A 16024-nucleotide genomic window follows, 5' to 3' on the forward strand; every position below is an offset into this window, starting at 1 on the left:
CGATTTCAAGATTTTCAAAAATCGTCTCATATATGGTATTGCATCTATTTACCATATTCAACGTTATACTTATCTACATCTTTATCAGCTTTTCTAGAACTTTGACTATTTAAATTCAGATTTTTCTGTTACTTTCTTTGATGATTTTCACTAGAAATAATACTTTTTATAAAAACTCATTTTATAAAATATTGCACAAAGTCTTCTTTCTAACATTAATTAAAATAGAGATGAAAATCCTTGACAAAAATTAAAGTATCATACTAAACTAATTGAAAGAGCTGAATTCCAAATAGAAATTTAACACACCCCAAACAACTCCCAGGAATTTAAAACTAATAAAAATACACCTTGTCATGAAAAAAATTACTCAAATAATCTGCGTTCTTTTAACAGTTACAAGTATGAATGCACAACAAGAAAAAGGAATCATTGGCTACTCGAACTGGTTAAGTAATTGGTCCGAATTTAAACCCCATAAAGTAGATTATGGTGAGCCTAACCAAATTCTAGCAGGAAAGATTTCTGTTAACACCAAACTGCTTAAAAGAAATATATATGTTTTGCAGGGAAACGTTTATGTAACTAACAATGCCGTTTTAACAATTGAACCCGGAACTTTAATTATTGGTGATTTCCAAACAAAAGGAACATTGGTAGTCACAAAAGGTGCACAGCTTGTTGCAGATGGTCTTGAGACGGACCCAATTGTATTTACTTCAAATCGCAGTATGAAAAAAGCGGGAGACTGGGGAGGTATTGTACTCCTTGGCGAAGCCCCTATTAATAAATTTGGAAATATTGGTTCTTATAACTTAGATCTTGATCCTTCCTTAACTACTTATGGCGGTGAGAATGCTTTATCAAATTCTGGAATTTTAAGATTTGTAAGAATCGAATTTGCAGGAAAAAATATTAAAGGAGCAGATACTTTCAATGGTTTGACAATCGCAGGTGTTGGCAGCCAGACAATTTTAGAAAATATTATGGTTAGCTATTGCGGAGGTAACTCATTTGCTTTTTATGGAGGTGATGTAAATGCTACTAAATTCGTGTCTTATAAATCAATTAACGATGATTATAAATTTACTCAGGGAGTTCAATGCCGTTTATATAATTCGTTAGCGGTAAGATCTTCTTATTTATCAAGTAACAAAGATGGTTCACGATGTTTAGAAATAAAATCATATGAAAACAAAAGTGAAACAGATTTTACTAAAAAACATACTTTTGTTTCGGTAGCTAATATCACATTGTTAAATGACAGTGAAAATATTAATGCCGATATCCAGTCAGGTTTGGTGAAAGAAGCTGTTTATATTGCTGATAAAGCTTCTCTTGAAATGAAACGCAGTGTGGTTTCTGGATTTAATCCTGCAGTTTTACTAGACGGTAAAACGGAGATTAATGATGCTAATCTTAAGAAAATTAAATTTGAAGAAATGTATTTCAATTTATGCAAAGGAAATATCCTGTCTGAAGGTAATAGTAATAATGAAGATTTGGAACACTGGTATGGGAATAGCTTGTTTTTTAATGTTTATTCGAAAAGTGATAATAAGGAAACATTTGTTGATATATTCGATGCTAAAAGACCAGATTTCAGATTACAATTAGGAAAAATTACCGCTTCAAGTGATAATAGATAATTTATTGTACTTAAAATAAAATGACATTATCTCTTTAAAATGATTTTATGATATTCGAATTGTCTATTATGATAAAGTTTATAAAAAAAAACAAGTTATTAGTGTTATATTAAATTATATTGAAAATTTCAGCTTATAGATTTTATGTATATATCCTATAAGCTGAAATTGTAATAAATTCAATTTGTAATTACTTTTACTAGTGAATTTACTTTAAAACATTTTTTTATGTTGTTTAAAACTAAAAATTTTAAAACTAGTAATTCATCATTGTAAAACAAGAATCAAAAGAGAAATTATTTATCCTGCTCGAAATAATATCGAGCAGGATTTTTTTGTTTCTCACTGCCGCAGCTAAAATAATATTAGTTATCAATATGTTGTATAGGCTATAAATTTTGCAAGACTAAATAGAAAACAGGTTCAATTGGAAGATGACTCGATATTATTTAAAAAGTAAATACCAATCATCATCCCTAGATAAGATGTAAAAAAATAAGGTTTAACCGAAGAGTAAGCTTTTATTATTCTATCAAAAAATATTTGAACGGAATGCACATTACAGACAGTCTCTTATCATATCTTAATTTATTTACATAATAAGCCTTACACCTCCCAATTCAGAAACCCTGTATGAAAATTTATCTCCAGGCGAAGCAATAAACATGAAGTTTTTGGGGATCTTCCATTCTAATGATAATTCATCAATAAGATCAGGTCCGAAAACACCATCAATCTCAATAAACTCAATATGAATTTCAGGGTAAGCCCTGTCCAGTACTTCTAGATCTTTCTTAAGAGACTCATTACACTCTTCTATTAGTCTAACATTTACAATTTTTAGTTTCCTGGTAGTTTCGTTGTTTTGAACATATTGCATTACTTTGTTTAGTATGGCCACATCATCACCTTTTGTGAAAAAGACAAATTCCTGAGAATGAATTTTATTCTGCACTTTTCTCAAATAGCGATTACTTATAATAGCAAATTTGCGAATAGGTTCATAAAAATATTCTAAAATATCAACCATAGTCTGTATCAAAAGTGAGCGATTGAGCATAATTAATACGAATAAAACTGCCGGTATAAGATAATTAATAAAGGTTTGAAAAGCCTCTCTATTAAGAATAATATTTCCAGCAAATCCAAGTATTATAAATGCTATAGCAACAACTACCGCAATTCCCTTTGCTTTTTCAGGTCTGGGCAACTTTCTTCGTTTGATTTTGAGGAGCAGATTTCCGATTCCGAAAAGCGCCATAACAGCAAGAAAAGAAAAAGTATATACGCCAGCTAAAGATTCAAGTCTGCCTCTCGTAACAAGCATAACTGATATACAGAGTATCAAAAAGGTAATTATGATCCTGTAGTTAGATCCGCGATTGTTTTCCTTCAGAAAATAATTAGGCAATATTCTATCGAGAGTCATTCTTTTCAGAAGTCCTGAGACGCCAACAAAAGAAGTAAGAACAGCACCGCACAAAACAAGAACAGCATCTATAGAAATTAGCCATGCAAGCCATTCGCCGCCTGTAGTATGACCCAGATACGACAAAAGCGATTCTTTATGTTCTCCAAGCTCGGCAATTGGTATTACAGCAATTAACAGCAATGCGATTACAGGATTAAAAAAGCTTACAATAGCCCACATATTTCTGAGGGTTTTTGGAAATACTCCGGCTTTTTGCTCTTCTACAAAATTAGCAGAACTTTCAAAGCCCGAAATACCAAGCATTGCAGCCGAAAATCCCAAGAACAGTGTATATAAAATTCCTTTGGAATTTAATGGGAGTTCCCAGTTAAGATGAAAAGTTTCCAATCCATTTGAAAATATAAAAAAACCTGAAAACACAACAAGTAATATTAATGTAACTAAATGAATTATAAATATACAGACTGCGACAATAGCCGACTCGCCTATTCCTATAATTGCAAGTAAAGTAAACAATACCAGCACTATTGCTGCCGCAAGAAGGATATTGATTCCAGAAAATATAGTATGTAGATAATGCATAGCTTCAGTAGCTGATATTACTGCTGTGGTCATGTAGGACAGTACAGTAAGGATTGCTGCAAATGAGGCTATTCTTTTTGTCGATGTATTAAGAAGCACATTATAAGCTCCTCCATTAAGAGGGAGTGCCCCCACTACTTCACCATAAATTTTTCGAAACAGGAGCAGAACAAACGCCACTATTAAAAGAGAGATCCAGGCATATTGCCCGGCATATCCGATGGTCAAGGCAGATACATAAAGACAGGAAGAAGTAATGTCGTTACCACAGATGGCAGTTGCCTGAAGTTCATTCAGTTTTTGAGTAATGTGATTTTTCATAGAAATTAAACAGTAATTATAAACAGGAATGAATTTATACTTTTATCATAAAAGTTATTAACCTTGCTAACAAAGTTAAGCCTAAATTAATACTTTACCCAACAAAAGTTCTAAAAGTGTAATGACAGTGTATTCAAATATTCGATAAATCTAATAAAAAGAAAAAATAGAGCTATTCATTATTTTTCTTGGAATCGGCTTTTTATATGACTAACTTTGAAACACTAATTATCGGTACATCTATTGCAAAAATATAGCTGTGTAAATAATTCGTTACTGCTTGCATCAATAACTGTTGATCTAATATTTATTATATTATTCTCTAGCTTTTACTGTCTTTAGACAGCACTCCTTAAGCTTTTATCAACTACAAACTTTGATAAGCAAAATTTGCGTCTATTTTATGCTTTTATCTGCAGGTGTCCCATTAGTTAAATATTTTTCAAATGAAACATTAAAAACTTATATATGGATATCTTAAACACAACCTTTTTAGACAACACTTTTTTAAGCTGGCTTATAGCGGCAGGAATGATAATAGCATCAATAATTATTATTAAAACAGTCAAAGTTGTAGTAATAAAAAGATTGAAAAACTGGGCTATGAATACAAAAACTACCTGGGATAATTTTATCATCGAAGTGGTAGATAAATCTGTACTGCCTATTTTATATATCAGTTCTTTTTATTTTGCATTGCTGACACTTAAGCTTCCAGATAATATTAACAAAGTCATACATATTGCTTATATGTTTTCTTTTACTTTTTTTATTCTGAAAATTATCAGTGCCGCCTTCAAAAAATTTGTCTATTCCTTTATCCAAAGGTCAGAAGAAAGTGAAAGTAAGCAAAAACAGGCAGGAGGACTTATTGCCATTGTTAATATTATTATATGGATTTGCGGACTCATATTTTTAATCGACAATATGGGTTACAATGTCACCACTCTGATTGCAGGATTAGGTGTCGGTGGTATCGCAATTGCTCTTGCTGCACAAGCTGTATTGGGAGACCTCTTCAGTTATTTTGTGATCTTTTTTGACCGTCCTTTTGAAATTGGTGATTTTGTCGTATTAGGTGATGATAATGGAGTAATAGAATATATTGGTATTAAAACCACCCGTATCCGTACTCTGAGCGGAGAACAGCTTATCTGCTCCAATACAGATCTTACTAATTCCAGATTGAGAAACTATAAAAGAATGGAAAAAAGACGTATTGTGTTTTCTTTGGGGGTTACCTATCAGACAACTCACTCTCAGTTAGCAGAAATACCTAATATTGTAAAAGGAATTATTGATTCTCAATCTCAGCTTCAATTTGACAGAGGACATTTTTCAGGATATGGAGATTTCAGTCTGAATTTTGAATTCGTTTATTTCGTGTTAGATGCTGATTATAATCTATATATGGATAATCAGCAAAAAGTATATCTTGAAATATTTTCCGCTTTTGAGAAAGAGGGAATTGATTTTGCCTATCCTACTCAAACGATAATTATGGATAAAGAAATAAAATTGAACTAAAAAGATTTTTCCCTTCCTGTTTTTTTTCAAATCTTAAAATTGTACAAAAAACACATGGCTTACAGCTTAACTTTAGCTCTTTTGAAAAGTGTTTTTCCCGCTAGAAGTAGAAAGAAGTAAAAAGACAGCTTTTAAAATTTTTAAATCTATAAAAAAATGCGTTAAAACCTCCAAATCTTAGAATTTGGAGGTTTTTGTTTTTATGACAATTTTCAATTTTTATACTAAAGGGTCTAAAATTCTATAAATAGATAATTTAAAAAACAGATAAAAAAAACCGACATCTTCACATACCGATCGGTATTTATTCTTACATTTGTTTTTTGACTATTTCATTTTATACCGAAATTAATGAATACTTCTGAATTTATATTAGATAAAGTAGCTCCAATTTTTAACAAACAAGGTTATGTTGGAACTAGCCTCACGAATATAACAAAAGCAACGGGCCTTACAAAAGGTGCTATTTATTGCAATTTTTCTAATAAGGAAGATTTAGCATTAAAATCTTTTCAACTAAATATAAGTTTAGCAATAAAGCCATTATTCAGGCTTGTTTCTACCACACCAGGCAGCATAAATAAATTACATGTTATAACAGATTACCAGCGTAATTATTATAATTTAGTGAAAGATATAGGCGGATGTCCTATGTTACGTGTTGGAGTGGATACAAAATTCATAAATCCGTTATTATTTGCCGAAGCACAAAATTTGTCTCAAAAATTTACTTCTGGATTAGTTAGCATTATAAAGGAAGGCATTATTAAAAATGAAATTCAAGAAAATACCGATCCGTATAAATATGCCAAAGTTATTTTATCACTAATTGAAGGAAGTTCGCTTCTCGCATTTACTCATGATGACCAGACCTATATAACGAATGCGATGGACTTTATTGACAGCATATTAATAAAATACATCATGATATAAAAAAAATTTAACCCTGTAAATACCGATTGGTATTTGCGTAATATATTTTAAAATGGAAAAAATATTAAAAACAAAAAGAAAAATTAGATTTCAAGACTGTGATCCTTTTAATCATTTAAACAACTCAAAATATTTAGAATACTTTCTTAATGCCCGCGAAGATCAAATTGCAGAACAATATAATCTTGATGTATTTAAGTACATGCAAGAAACGGGACTTAGTTGGGTTGTAGCCTCCAATCAAATAAGTTATATAAAACCGGCCATTACCATGGAAACAGTTCTAATTGAATCTCAATTGATTCAATATTCTGAAAATCTTCTTCAGGTTGAAATGAAAATGTGGAATGAAAATGAAACAGAGCTAAAAGCTATTTTGTGGATAAAGTTTATTCCATACAATATCCAGACAAAAAAATCTGCAAACCATTCAGATGATTTAATGAAACTATTTCAATCAGTTGTTGTACCTATTGAGGAATCAATTTTTGAAAACAGATATTTAGAAACCATTCAAAAATTAAAAACCAGAATACATGCTCAATTATAAAAGCTATTAATTGCAAAGAGATTTTATAACTTTTTGAAATTATTATATAAGTATTCATATTATTATTTCAGGTAATTTTAGTAAAATTTTAAAACTTAGAAATTAGAAATATGAACACAAATAATCAAAATCCGAAAAGCACTAAAAAAAGTGGTTCTGATAATCGAAGTGATATGAGAAAACATCAATATAAAGAACATGATGAAGTTTTAACAAACGATAAAAATTATGATGTTGACACTCAAAAATTCAAAGGTAAAGAGCCAGACTTTGATGATAAATTGAATAACGAAGAAAAAAAATAAAAACTTTAAAACGTCGCAAATGGAATATTTTGGGACGTTTTTTTTAATTGTTGTGAATGAGTAATTCAACAGGATTTTAAACTTCAAATCAATAGCCTTTATAAGATTTTTTTTACTAAATTAGGAATATGAAAATAAATCCGGATGTCATAATTATTGGAGGCGGTCTTGCTGGTTTGACAGGAGCAATACATCTCTCAAAAAAAGGATTGCGAGTAACCTTAATTGAAAAATCCGAATATCCTCGTCACAAAGTATGTGGAGAATATATTTCCAATGAAATCCTCCCTTATCTTCTTTGGCTTGATATAGATGTTTTACAATTCAATCCGGAAAAAATTTCCACTTTTGAATTTACGATACAAAACGGTAAAACTGCAAAAACAAAACTTCCTTTGGGAGGCTTTGGTATCAGCAGATATCTGCTGGACAACATCTTATATCAAAAAGCATTATCAAGTGGCTGTGTTATTTTAAAAGAAACCGTTACTGCTATTTCTTTTGCAAACGATGAATTCTCAGTTGTAACGCCAAATCAAACAATATATTCAAAATTAGTATTAGGCGGCTTTGGAAAACGCTCTAATGTTGATCAGTTTTTAGCACGAAAATTTATAACTAAAAAATCACCCTGGTTGGCGATTAAGGGGCATTATTCGGGCAATATTACTAATGATATGGTAGCAATACATAATTTTAACGGAGGTTATTGTGGTGTTTCAAAAGTAGAAAATAATATTATAAACATCTGCTATCTGGCGGATTATGCTACTTTCAAAAAATATAAAAATATAGAAGAATATCAAAAAAATGTGCTTTATAAAAACAAATACCTTAAATCTGTTTTTGAAAATAGTAATCTATTATTTGATAAGCCACTTACTATCAGCCAGATTTCTTTTGACAAAAAACAGCCGGTAGAAAATCATATATTAATGATTGGTGATTCTGCAGGTCTTATCCATCCACTTTGTGGTAACGGAATGGCAATGGCAATACACAGTGCCAAAATAGCATCAGAATTAATAATGGATTATCAATCAGGAAAAATAACATCAAGAAGAATATTAGAAAAAAATTATGCCGCACAATGGAAAAAGCATTTCGGCAAAAGGTTAATGATGGGCAGGCTTTTAGCCAGAATCTTAGCAAACAAAACAATTACAAATGCATTGGTTGCATTGGTTGCAGCTATACCCGTATTATTATCCCAAATCATAAAACAGACGCACGGAAAACCTATAACAGTCGATTAAATGGCAATAACTACAAAATACAGAACTCAGGAAGCCGAAATAATGGATGATTTTTTGCTTCATGGAAGTGAACTTAGTGCTGCGCTTGATCAAATTGCACGTATTAATCAATTACTTGGTGGTAATAAAATAACACTTAATGGAATAAAAGAATTAGTAAAGAAAATCAATACATCCCAAACAATAGTAATCGCTGATGTAGGCTGCGGAAACGGAGACATGCTCCGTATGCTGGCTAATTACGGATTGAAAAACAATATCAATTTTAAATTAATCGGAATAGATGCAAATGTTTTTACTGTAAATTATGCCAAAACGTTATCAAACGAATATTCGAATATTGAATATTTATGTTTGGATATTTTTAGTGAAGATTTTGCAGCAGTCAATTATGATATTGTTTTATGTACTCTTACCCTCCACCATTTTTCTGATGAGGAAATATTAAATATAATTGCTATCTTTAATAATAAGGCTAATATAGGTATTGTTGTCAATGATCTGCATCGAAGTAAATTGGCTTACAGGCTTTTTGAAATAATTTGTTGGGTATTCAATCTGAGCAAAATGTCGCGGGAGGATGGTCTTGTTTCTATTTTAAGAGGATTTAAAAAAAATGAACTGGAGGATTTCTCCAAAAAGCTGAATTTAAAAAACTATGCCATAAATTGGAAATGGGCTTTCCGTTACCAATGGATAATTACAAAATTATGACTGTCAAAATAATAACTGTTGCCACGCAACTGCCCAAATATTCAAGAACAACAGCAGAAATACTTCCACTTTTAGATGGTTGGCTAAAAGGTCAGGACGAGCGTTTTATAAAAAAGGTAAAAAAAATATTTCAAGGTGCTGCTGTAGACAAGCGTTATTCAATCATGGAACCGCTTGAGGTTTTCACAGCAACTTCTTTTGAAGATAAAAATGATATTTACAGCCGTGAAATGATTGTATTAGGCGAAAAGGTTTTAGAAAAAGCCCTCGCTAAGGCAAACTGGGATTCACAAAGCATTGACTATATTATTACAGTGAGCTGTACCGGAATTATGATCCCTTCTTTAGATGCTTATCTTATCAATAAAATGAACCTCAGGCAGGATATTGTTCGCTTACCTGTTACAGAAATGGGCTGTGCCGCAGGAATTTCAGGAATTATATATGCAAAAAACTTTCTTAAGGCAAATCCGGGAAAACGTGCTGCGGTAATAGCGGTAGAATCACCTACGGCAACTTTTCAGCTGGATGATTTTTCGATGCCCAATATTGTGAGTGCCGCTATTTTTGGCGATGGTGCTGCCTGCTGTCTTTTATCATCGCATGACGAAGATAATGGACCTGAAATACTCAATGAACAAATGTATCATTTTTATGATGCTGAACATATGATGGGATTTAAGCTTACAAACAGTGGGTTACAAATGGTATTGGATATTGAAGTTCCAAATACGATTGCTGCTAATTTTGGCAATATTATCCATCCATTTCTGAAAGAAAATAATTTAGAAATCAAAGATATTGATTATATGATTTTTCATCCCGGAGGCAAAAAAATAGTTACCACAGTTGAATCGCTTTTTGAAGGTTTAGGTAAAAATATTGACGACACAAAAGAAGTATTAAAACAATACGGAAATATGTCCAGTGCAACTGTTCTTTATGTTTTAGAAAGAATTATCAACAGTAATCCAAAACCTGGCGAAAAAGGATTGATGCTTAGTTTTGGACCGGGATTTTCGGCACAGAGAGTATTATTGCAATGGTAAATTATTAGATAGCAAAAACATATGAAACTGAATGATATTGTAGAAAAATTGCCTTATACCGAACCCTTTTTATTTGTAGATAAATTGCTGGATGTTGATGAAAACAGTGTGTCAGGAACTTATACTTTTAAGGAAGATCTGGATTTTTATAAAGGTCATTTTAAAGATAATCCTGTAACTCCCGGAGTAATTTTAACCGAAACTATGGCACAAATAGGTATGGTTTGCTTAGGAATCTATTTATTGGGAGATGCCTTTAGTACAGAAACCGTTATAGCTTTTACATCGGCAGATATGCAGTTTTTAAAACCGGTATATCCTAATGAAAAAGTGACGGTAACTTCTCAAAAAACATTTTTCAGGTTTGGAAAATTAAAATGTGAAGCGGTAATGAAAAATGAAGCCGGACAGGAAGTTTGCAAAGGAGTTTTATCCGGAATGATAACAACAAAATTATGAGTAAACGTGTTGTAATAACGGGATTAGGCGTAGCAGCTCCAAATGGGGTTGGAATTGCTGCGTTTACTAATGCCATAAAAAATGGAGTTTCAGGTATAAGACATGATACACAATTACAGAAGCTTCAATTTTCTTGTCAGATAGCAGGCAAACCTGAAATAAACGATGAACTTAAATCTCTATATTTTACAGATCTAGAACTCCGCGGATTCAATAGTACAGGTATTTTATACGGTGTTATTGCGGGTATGGAAGCCTGGAAAAATGCAGGATTGCCAATAGAAATTAACGCAGAGCCAGATTGGAACAGCGGAACTATTTTTGGATCAGGCACCTCCGGTATAGATAAATTTCGCGAAAGCATTTATAAAATTGACGAATTCCAGACGCGTAAATTAGGAAGTACCGTTGTAGCGCAAACTATGAACAGCGGTATAAGTGCTTATCTTGGTGGTAAACTTGGTCTCGGAAATCAGGTAACTACCAATTCATCTGCCTGTTCAACAGGCACAGAAGCAATTATAATGGCGTATGACCGAATCAAATCCGGACAAGCTAACCGCATCTTGGCAGGAAGTACAGGAGACAGCGGTCCGTATATTTGGGCAGGATTTGATGCACTTAGGGTATGCAGCTCCAGATATAACGAAAAGCCTGAGCTTGGCTCCCGACCTATGAGTGCAACTGCAGCTGGATTTGTACCAGGTAGTGGCGCCGGAGCTTTGGTTATTGAAGATTTGGATACTGCTTTAGAACGTGGTGCCACTATTTATGCCGAAATTTTAGGCGGAAATGTAAACTCCGGTGGCCAACGCGGAAACGGAAGCATGACCGCGCCAAACAGTACAGCAGTGCAGCGCTGTATTACGGATGCGATTCGTAATTCTGGAATATCTTCTATAGATATTGATTCTATAAACGGCCATCTTACAGCTACGACAAAAGACAGCCTTGAAATCGAAAACTGGACCAAAGCATTAAATCGAAAAGGAAATGATTTTCCGTATATAAATTCCCTTAAAAGTATGACCGGTCATTGCCTGAGTGCAGCTGGAAGTATTGAAAGTGTAGCCACGGTATTACAGCTTCACGAAGGCTTTTTGTTTGGAAATACTAATTGCGAAGACCTTCATCCGGAAATTGCTGCAATAATTGATTTTTCAAAGGTATCATTTAAAACCTTTAATACTGATGTGAATATTATTGCAAAAGCAAGTTTTGGTTTTGGCGATGTGAATGCCTGTATAGTATTTAAAAAATTTAAAAATTAACTAATCTCTCGTATGAACAAAGAAGAACTTATTACAAAATTAAAAGTCATCATTAAGCCTTATACAGCAAATATGGATGCTTATGACAACCTTACACAAGATACTGATTTTATTAATGATCTTGCAATCAATTCGGCTAATTTAGTAGATATTATACTGGATATTGAAGAAAACTTTGATGTTGTTATTGATAATACTGATATGGAAAGAATGCTCGATGTTAAAACTGCAGTAGAAATTATAGAAACTAAACTTGCTGCAAAATGATTGGTAATGACGTGGTCGACCTATTACAATCACGTCAGGAAAGCAATTGGCGGCGTAGAGGATTTGTTGAAAAGTTATTTACCATTGAAGAACAAGTACTTATAAAAAAAGATGCCAATCCTGAAATTTTGATCTGGCTGTTTTGGAGCATGAAAGAAGCGGCTTATAAAATTTATAACAGACAAACAAAACATAGGGAATACATTCCTAAAAAATTGATTTGTACAATTATATCAAATAGCAATAGTTATATTACAGGTCAGGTAACTTGTGAAAAGAATGTTTATTACACCAAAACTACCATTCTAACAGATAGCATACATACTATTGCAGTTATCTCTTTTAATGATTTAAATAATGTAATTGAAATTGAAAACATAGGAGTTTTTAAAGATCAACATGGAATTCCTTATTTAAATGATACATCAAATGGCATTAAGGATGTGTCAGTTAGTAACCATGGTCGATTTGAAAAAATAGTTACTATCATTTAAAAAGTAATCACAAAAATTAATAGACTGCAATATCAAAACGTGTTGATTATAATTTGATTTAACCTTTTGGTATTAGATTCAATCAAGCGACAGTGGCGTTTTATAGTACGTAAGTATATAATATTACATTTGATTATTATCCTAGATTTGTATATTTGCCAAATCCATTTTTAATAAGCTAAAATAAATAATGCCCGAACTTTTACATTTAGATCCAAAAACTATTTTTCTACTTTATTTTTGGGGCAATTTTTTTACCTGTATACTTATTTTCAGTTATTCATTTTCCTACGCTACCACTGATAACAGGAGAACATTAAAATGGTTTAGCTTAGGGAAATTATTACTTACTATTGCATGGATACTGATTCTTTTAAGAAATATAATTTACGATTTTCTTTCAATAAATGCTGCCAATTCCATAATTTTTTGCGCCTGTTGCTATGAAACGATAGCTATGTTATCATTGCTTACAAAAAATGCAAAAAAACATTATGGGTTACAAATAGGAATAACTATTGTTGCTATATTAATTTTTAATTTGGGAACTTTATTAGATTGTACAACAAACACTCGTGTTATACTTCTATCTATTGGAATATTTGCTATATATTTACCACCAACCATCAGTTATTTTAATGAAAAGCGACAAAACGTTTTCAGGACCTTTTATGTATTTTGTTATATAGTATTTGAAATTCTGATTGTAATACGGGCCATTTACAGATATATTTATCCTCAAAATGATCTATTTTCTTATGATATTTTGGATAGTTTGTACAGTATTAGTTTATTTCTGTTGGCACTTATTGGAATTATTGGATTTTTGTTGTTAGTAAAAGAAAAACAAGACCATAAAATACAGAAACTTCTGGACGACAAGAATCAATTCTTTTCTATTATATCCCATGATTTGAGAGGGCCATTGGGATCAGCTGTTTCGCTTTCAGAATTATTAGTTGAAGACATTGAGAAATACAGCCGTGAAGAAATCAGGGAAGTTTCAGAAACGTTGTATCGATCTAACAAAAATGTCTATAAATTACTTGAAAATCTATTGGAATGGTCACGGGTACAAACTGGAATGATTACTTTCAGTCCAAAGAAAATAATGTTAAATACATTGATTAATGAAAATATTGAATTGAACATACATGCAGCATTAAATAAAAATATAAATCTTTTATTTGAATCGGCAGAGTTTATAGAAGTTGAAGCTGATAAAAATATGATTGATACCATTTTACGCAATTTACTGAGTAATGCAGTTAAATTTACAGGCAAAAATGGCGAAGTCAAAGTAAAGCTGGTAAAAACGGATCAAAAAGTAGAAATATCTATCACTGATAACGGCATTGGGATTCCTGATGATATAAAAGAAAAGTTATTTAAAATTAATAGAAAAGTAATCCAAAAAGGGACAGAAAACGAAGCCGGAAGCGGATTAGGACTATTACTTTGCAATGAATTTATTAACATCCATCAAGGTAAAATTTGGGTAGAAAGCAAACATGAAAAAGGTAGTGTCTTTAAATTTACATTGCCATTAGTTCAAATTAGTTAGTGTAAAACCCTCTATCGTTATTTCAACTATAAATTAATTACACTAGATAGATGCAAATCCCTATCAAAAGTATAAACTTTTGGTATTCCTGTTGCGATATTTACTTTAACAATGTCAAGCGGACTGATGTTTTCTAGATACATCATTAGTGCTCTCAGACTATTGCCATGTGCAACAATTAAAATATTTTGCTGTATTTTTAATTTCGGTTCTATTTCAGACTTATAATACGGAATTACCCTATTATGTGTATCTAAAAGGCTTTCTCCATCAGGCGGGCAAACATCATAACTTCTTCTCCATATATCAACCTGGGTCAAGCCGTATTTTTTTGCTGTTTCTTCTTTATTTAGACCTTGTAGACTTCCATACATTCTCTCATTGAGAGCTTTATCTTTTACAACCGGAATTGTAACTTTCATTTCACTCAGGATAATCTGCAGGCTTTCCTGGGCTCTTATGAGCATAGAAGTATAAGCAATATCAAAAACATAATCGACAAGTTTGTCTCCTGCTTGTTTTGCCTGTTCTCTTCCCAAATCAGTGAGTGCGATATCCAGATTCCCGGTAAATCGGTTTTCAAGATTGTAAAGAGATTGTCCGTGTCTGACAAGGATTAATACTGCCATTCTTTTTCTTTAAAATGAATATCAAAGCTACTCAAAAAAGAGCATAAATAAGTGTCTAAGATCACTTTTTAAAGTGTTTTGAATCATTTTGCAAGTAGTACTATTTGCTCAAATTTACATTATCATTTTAAAAATTTACAAGTCAATTAAATCTATTAAAAACTAAAATCATGAGAATACTATTCACCATTATCGTCTTAGTAGCAATAACAGCTACAGTGCTTATGGATACTGTAGGTTTAAAAACAAAAAAGAACAAAAATAAATCCTAAACTTAAAAATCATTTTATATGTGTTTTTCTGCTACAGCAAGTTTTAGTGCCGGTATTGTTCTTACTGCTATTGGAGCTGCCTCTATAAAAAAAGTACAGCATCCCTCCCAAATGATATTTGCGTTAATACCGTTTATATTTGCTGTACAGCAGTTTTCCGAAGGCCTTTTATGGTTGTCCATTCCAAATGAGAAATTGGCCTACATACAAACTGGCATCACTTACTTTTATCTGATTATTGCACAAATTATATGGCCCGTTTGGATTCCGGTTGCCATATTGCTATTGGAAAAAGAAAAAACCAGAAAAAAAACTCAAAGAATACTCGTAGCAGTTGGGATACTGGTTTCCCTATACCTAGCGTACTGTTTACTTCATTTTAATATCAGATCTGTGATTGATTGTTATCATATCGCATATATTCAAACCTATCCGGAAAACTTTAGAGTAATGGGAGGCTTTCTTTATATTGTTGCTACAATTCTTCCCCCGTTCTTCTCGCACATCAGACGTATGTGGTGGTTAGGCGTTCTGGTTTTAATATCGTATGTCGTTACAACTATTTTTTACGAAAATTATCTTGTATCAGTATGGTGCTTCTTTGCTTCTGTCATCAGCTTATCAGTTTACCTGATCATGTCCGAAATTAGAAACAGTCATCGCGAAAAACATACTTAAAAAAAGCTATAAAACAGCAATAAAACAGTAAACTTTTGCATCTAAATATTTAGAAAAATAAAATATTTCTTA

The 16024-nt window shown here is 32.0% G+C and carries 16 protein-coding genes; 14 read left to right on the forward strand and 2 right to left on the reverse strand.

Annotated elements, in window-relative coordinates:
* The first annotated feature begins 356 nt into the window (after positions 1-356).
* Positions 357-1649 carry a hypothetical protein gene (locus ACEN2I_RS06050; RefSeq protein ID WP_441765198.1) on the forward strand — a complete coding sequence of 431 codons (1293 nt, stop codon included), beginning with the start codon at positions 357-359 and terminating at the stop codon, positions 1647-1649.
* Positions 1650-2241: 592 nt separating this feature from the next.
* On the opposite strand, the gene ACEN2I_RS06055 is transcribed toward ACEN2I_RS06050, so the two are convergent.
* A complete protein-coding gene (locus ACEN2I_RS06055; RefSeq protein ID WP_441765199.1) occupies positions 2242-3984 on the reverse strand; it encodes an APC family permease in 1743 nt (580 codons plus the stop codon).
* 468 nt (positions 3985-4452) lie between these two features.
* Between ACEN2I_RS06055 and ACEN2I_RS06060 the strand changes: the two genes are divergently transcribed.
* The 12 genes from ACEN2I_RS06060 (at position 4453) to ACEN2I_RS06115 (ending at position 14373) form a co-directional block, all read left to right on the forward strand.
* Positions 4453-5511 carry a mechanosensitive ion channel family protein gene (locus tag ACEN2I_RS06060; RefSeq protein ID WP_441765200.1) on the forward strand — a complete coding sequence of 353 codons (1059 nt, stop codon included), beginning with the start codon at positions 4453-4455 and terminating at the stop codon, positions 5509-5511.
* A 351-nt stretch (positions 5512-5862) separates the two neighbouring features.
* Entirely contained in the window at positions 5863-6444 is a 582-nt protein-coding gene (locus ACEN2I_RS06065; RefSeq protein ID WP_441765201.1) for a TetR family transcriptional regulator C-terminal domain-containing protein, read from the forward strand.
* A 52-nt stretch (positions 6445-6496) separates the two neighbouring features.
* On the forward strand, positions 6497-6994 hold the full coding sequence (locus ACEN2I_RS06070) for an acyl-CoA thioesterase (protein WP_441765202.1): 498 nt from the start codon (positions 6497-6499) through the stop codon (positions 6992-6994).
* Positions 6995-7104: 110 nt separating this feature from the next.
* A complete protein-coding gene (locus ACEN2I_RS06075; protein ID WP_441765203.1) occupies positions 7105-7299 on the forward strand; it encodes a hypothetical protein in 195 nt (64 codons plus the stop codon).
* A gap of 128 nt (positions 7300-7427) precedes the next feature.
* The gene (locus ACEN2I_RS06080; RefSeq protein WP_441765204.1) at positions 7428-8555 is read left to right on the forward strand and encodes an NAD(P)/FAD-dependent oxidoreductase; all 1128 of its coding nucleotides are present in this window, start codon (positions 7428-7430) and stop codon (positions 8553-8555) included.
* A complete protein-coding gene (locus ACEN2I_RS06085; RefSeq protein ID WP_441765205.1) occupies positions 8556-9269 on the forward strand; it encodes a methyltransferase domain-containing protein in 714 nt (237 codons plus the stop codon).
* Positions 9266-10318 carry a type III polyketide synthase gene (locus ACEN2I_RS06090; RefSeq protein WP_441765206.1) on the forward strand — a complete coding sequence of 351 codons (1053 nt, stop codon included), beginning with the start codon at positions 9266-9268 and terminating at the stop codon, positions 10316-10318. Before ACEN2I_RS06085 ends, ACEN2I_RS06090 begins: the two co-directional genes overlap by 4 nt.
* Before the next feature lie 21 nt (positions 10319-10339).
* Positions 10340-10777: a 3-hydroxyacyl-ACP dehydratase FabZ family protein gene (locus tag ACEN2I_RS06095; RefSeq protein ID WP_441765207.1), complete on the forward strand. Its 438-nt coding sequence runs from the start codon at positions 10340-10342 to the stop codon at positions 10775-10777.
* The gene (locus ACEN2I_RS06100; protein ID WP_441765208.1) at positions 10774-12048 is read left to right on the forward strand and encodes a beta-ketoacyl-[acyl-carrier-protein] synthase family protein; all 1275 of its coding nucleotides are present in this window, start codon (positions 10774-10776) and stop codon (positions 12046-12048) included. Before ACEN2I_RS06095 ends, ACEN2I_RS06100 begins: the two co-directional genes overlap by 4 nt.
* Before the next feature lie 12 nt (positions 12049-12060).
* Positions 12061-12315, forward strand: a complete 255-nt coding sequence (locus tag ACEN2I_RS06105; RefSeq protein WP_441765209.1) for an acyl carrier protein — start codon at positions 12061-12063, stop codon at positions 12313-12315.
* Positions 12312-12809, forward strand: a complete 498-nt coding sequence (locus ACEN2I_RS06110; protein WP_441765210.1) for a 4'-phosphopantetheinyl transferase family protein — start codon at positions 12312-12314, stop codon at positions 12807-12809. Before ACEN2I_RS06105 ends, ACEN2I_RS06110 begins: the two co-directional genes overlap by 4 nt.
* Positions 12810-13266: 457 nt before the next feature.
* Positions 13267-14373 (forward strand): sensor histidine kinase, encoded by a 1107-nt coding sequence (locus ACEN2I_RS06115; RefSeq protein ID WP_441765211.1) that lies wholly within the window; start codon positions 13267-13269, stop codon positions 14371-14373.
* Between the two features lie 26 nt (positions 14374-14399).
* On the opposite strand, the gene ACEN2I_RS06120 is transcribed toward ACEN2I_RS06115, so the two are convergent.
* Entirely contained in the window at positions 14400-15002 is a 603-nt protein-coding gene (locus ACEN2I_RS06120; RefSeq protein WP_441765212.1) for a 2,3-bisphosphoglycerate-dependent phosphoglycerate mutase, read from the reverse strand.
* A 290-nt stretch (positions 15003-15292) separates the two neighbouring features.
* Here ACEN2I_RS06120 and ACEN2I_RS06125 point away from each other — a divergent pair, with 290 nt between their 5' ends.
* Positions 15293-15952, forward strand: a complete 660-nt coding sequence (locus ACEN2I_RS06125; RefSeq protein ID WP_441765213.1) for a DUF6629 family protein — start codon at positions 15293-15295, stop codon at positions 15950-15952.
* Positions 15953-16024: the final 72 nt, after the last annotated feature.

Origin of the sequence: Flavobacterium sp. W22_SRS_FK3, assembly GCF_052113665.1 — a bacterium.
Classification (GTDB): Bacteria; Bacteroidota; Bacteroidia; order Flavobacteriales; family Flavobacteriaceae; genus Flavobacterium.

Coding starts and splice junctions, on each gene's coding strand:
- ACEN2I_RS06120 (WP_441765212.1), bottom strand. CDS start 15,002: ATGGCAGTATTAATCCTTGTCAGACACGGACAATCTCTTTACAATCTT.
- ACEN2I_RS06080 (WP_441765204.1), top strand. CDS start 7,428: ATGAAAATAAATCCGGATGTCATAATTATTGGAGGCGGTCTTGCTGGT.
- ACEN2I_RS06070 (WP_441765202.1), top strand. CDS start 6,497: ATGGAAAAAATATTAAAAACAAAAAGAAAAATTAGATTTCAAGACTGT.
- ACEN2I_RS06065 (WP_441765201.1), top strand. CDS start 5,863: ATGAATACTTCTGAATTTATATTAGATAAAGTAGCTCCAATTTTTAAC.
- ACEN2I_RS06075 (WP_441765203.1), top strand. CDS start 7,105: ATGAACACAAATAATCAAAATCCGAAAAGCACTAAAAAAAGTGGTTCT.
- ACEN2I_RS06105 (WP_441765209.1), top strand. CDS start 12,061: ATGAACAAAGAAGAACTTATTACAAAATTAAAAGTCATCATTAAGCCT.
- ACEN2I_RS06050 (WP_441765198.1), top strand. CDS start 357: ATGAAAAAAATTACTCAAATAATCTGCGTTCTTTTAACAGTTACAAGT.
- ACEN2I_RS06100 (WP_441765208.1), top strand. CDS start 10,774: ATGAGTAAACGTGTTGTAATAACGGGATTAGGCGTAGCAGCTCCAAAT.
- ACEN2I_RS06095 (WP_441765207.1), top strand. CDS start 10,340: ATGAAACTGAATGATATTGTAGAAAAATTGCCTTATACCGAACCCTTT.
- ACEN2I_RS06110 (WP_441765210.1), top strand. CDS start 12,312: ATGATTGGTAATGACGTGGTCGACCTATTACAATCACGTCAGGAAAGC.
- ACEN2I_RS06090 (WP_441765206.1), top strand. CDS start 9,266: ATGACTGTCAAAATAATAACTGTTGCCACGCAACTGCCCAAATATTCA.
- ACEN2I_RS06060 (WP_441765200.1), top strand. CDS start 4,453: ATGGATATCTTAAACACAACCTTTTTAGACAACACTTTTTTAAGCTGG.
- ACEN2I_RS06055 (WP_441765199.1), bottom strand. CDS start 3,984: ATGAAAAATCACATTACTCAAAAACTGAATGAACTTCAGGCAACTGCC.
- ACEN2I_RS06125 (WP_441765213.1), top strand. CDS start 15,293: ATGTGTTTTTCTGCTACAGCAAGTTTTAGTGCCGGTATTGTTCTTACT.
- ACEN2I_RS06085 (WP_441765205.1), top strand. CDS start 8,556: ATGGCAATAACTACAAAATACAGAACTCAGGAAGCCGAAATAATGGAT.
- ACEN2I_RS06115 (WP_441765211.1), top strand. CDS start 13,267: ATGTTATCATTGCTTACAAAAAATGCAAAAAAACATTATGGGTTACAA.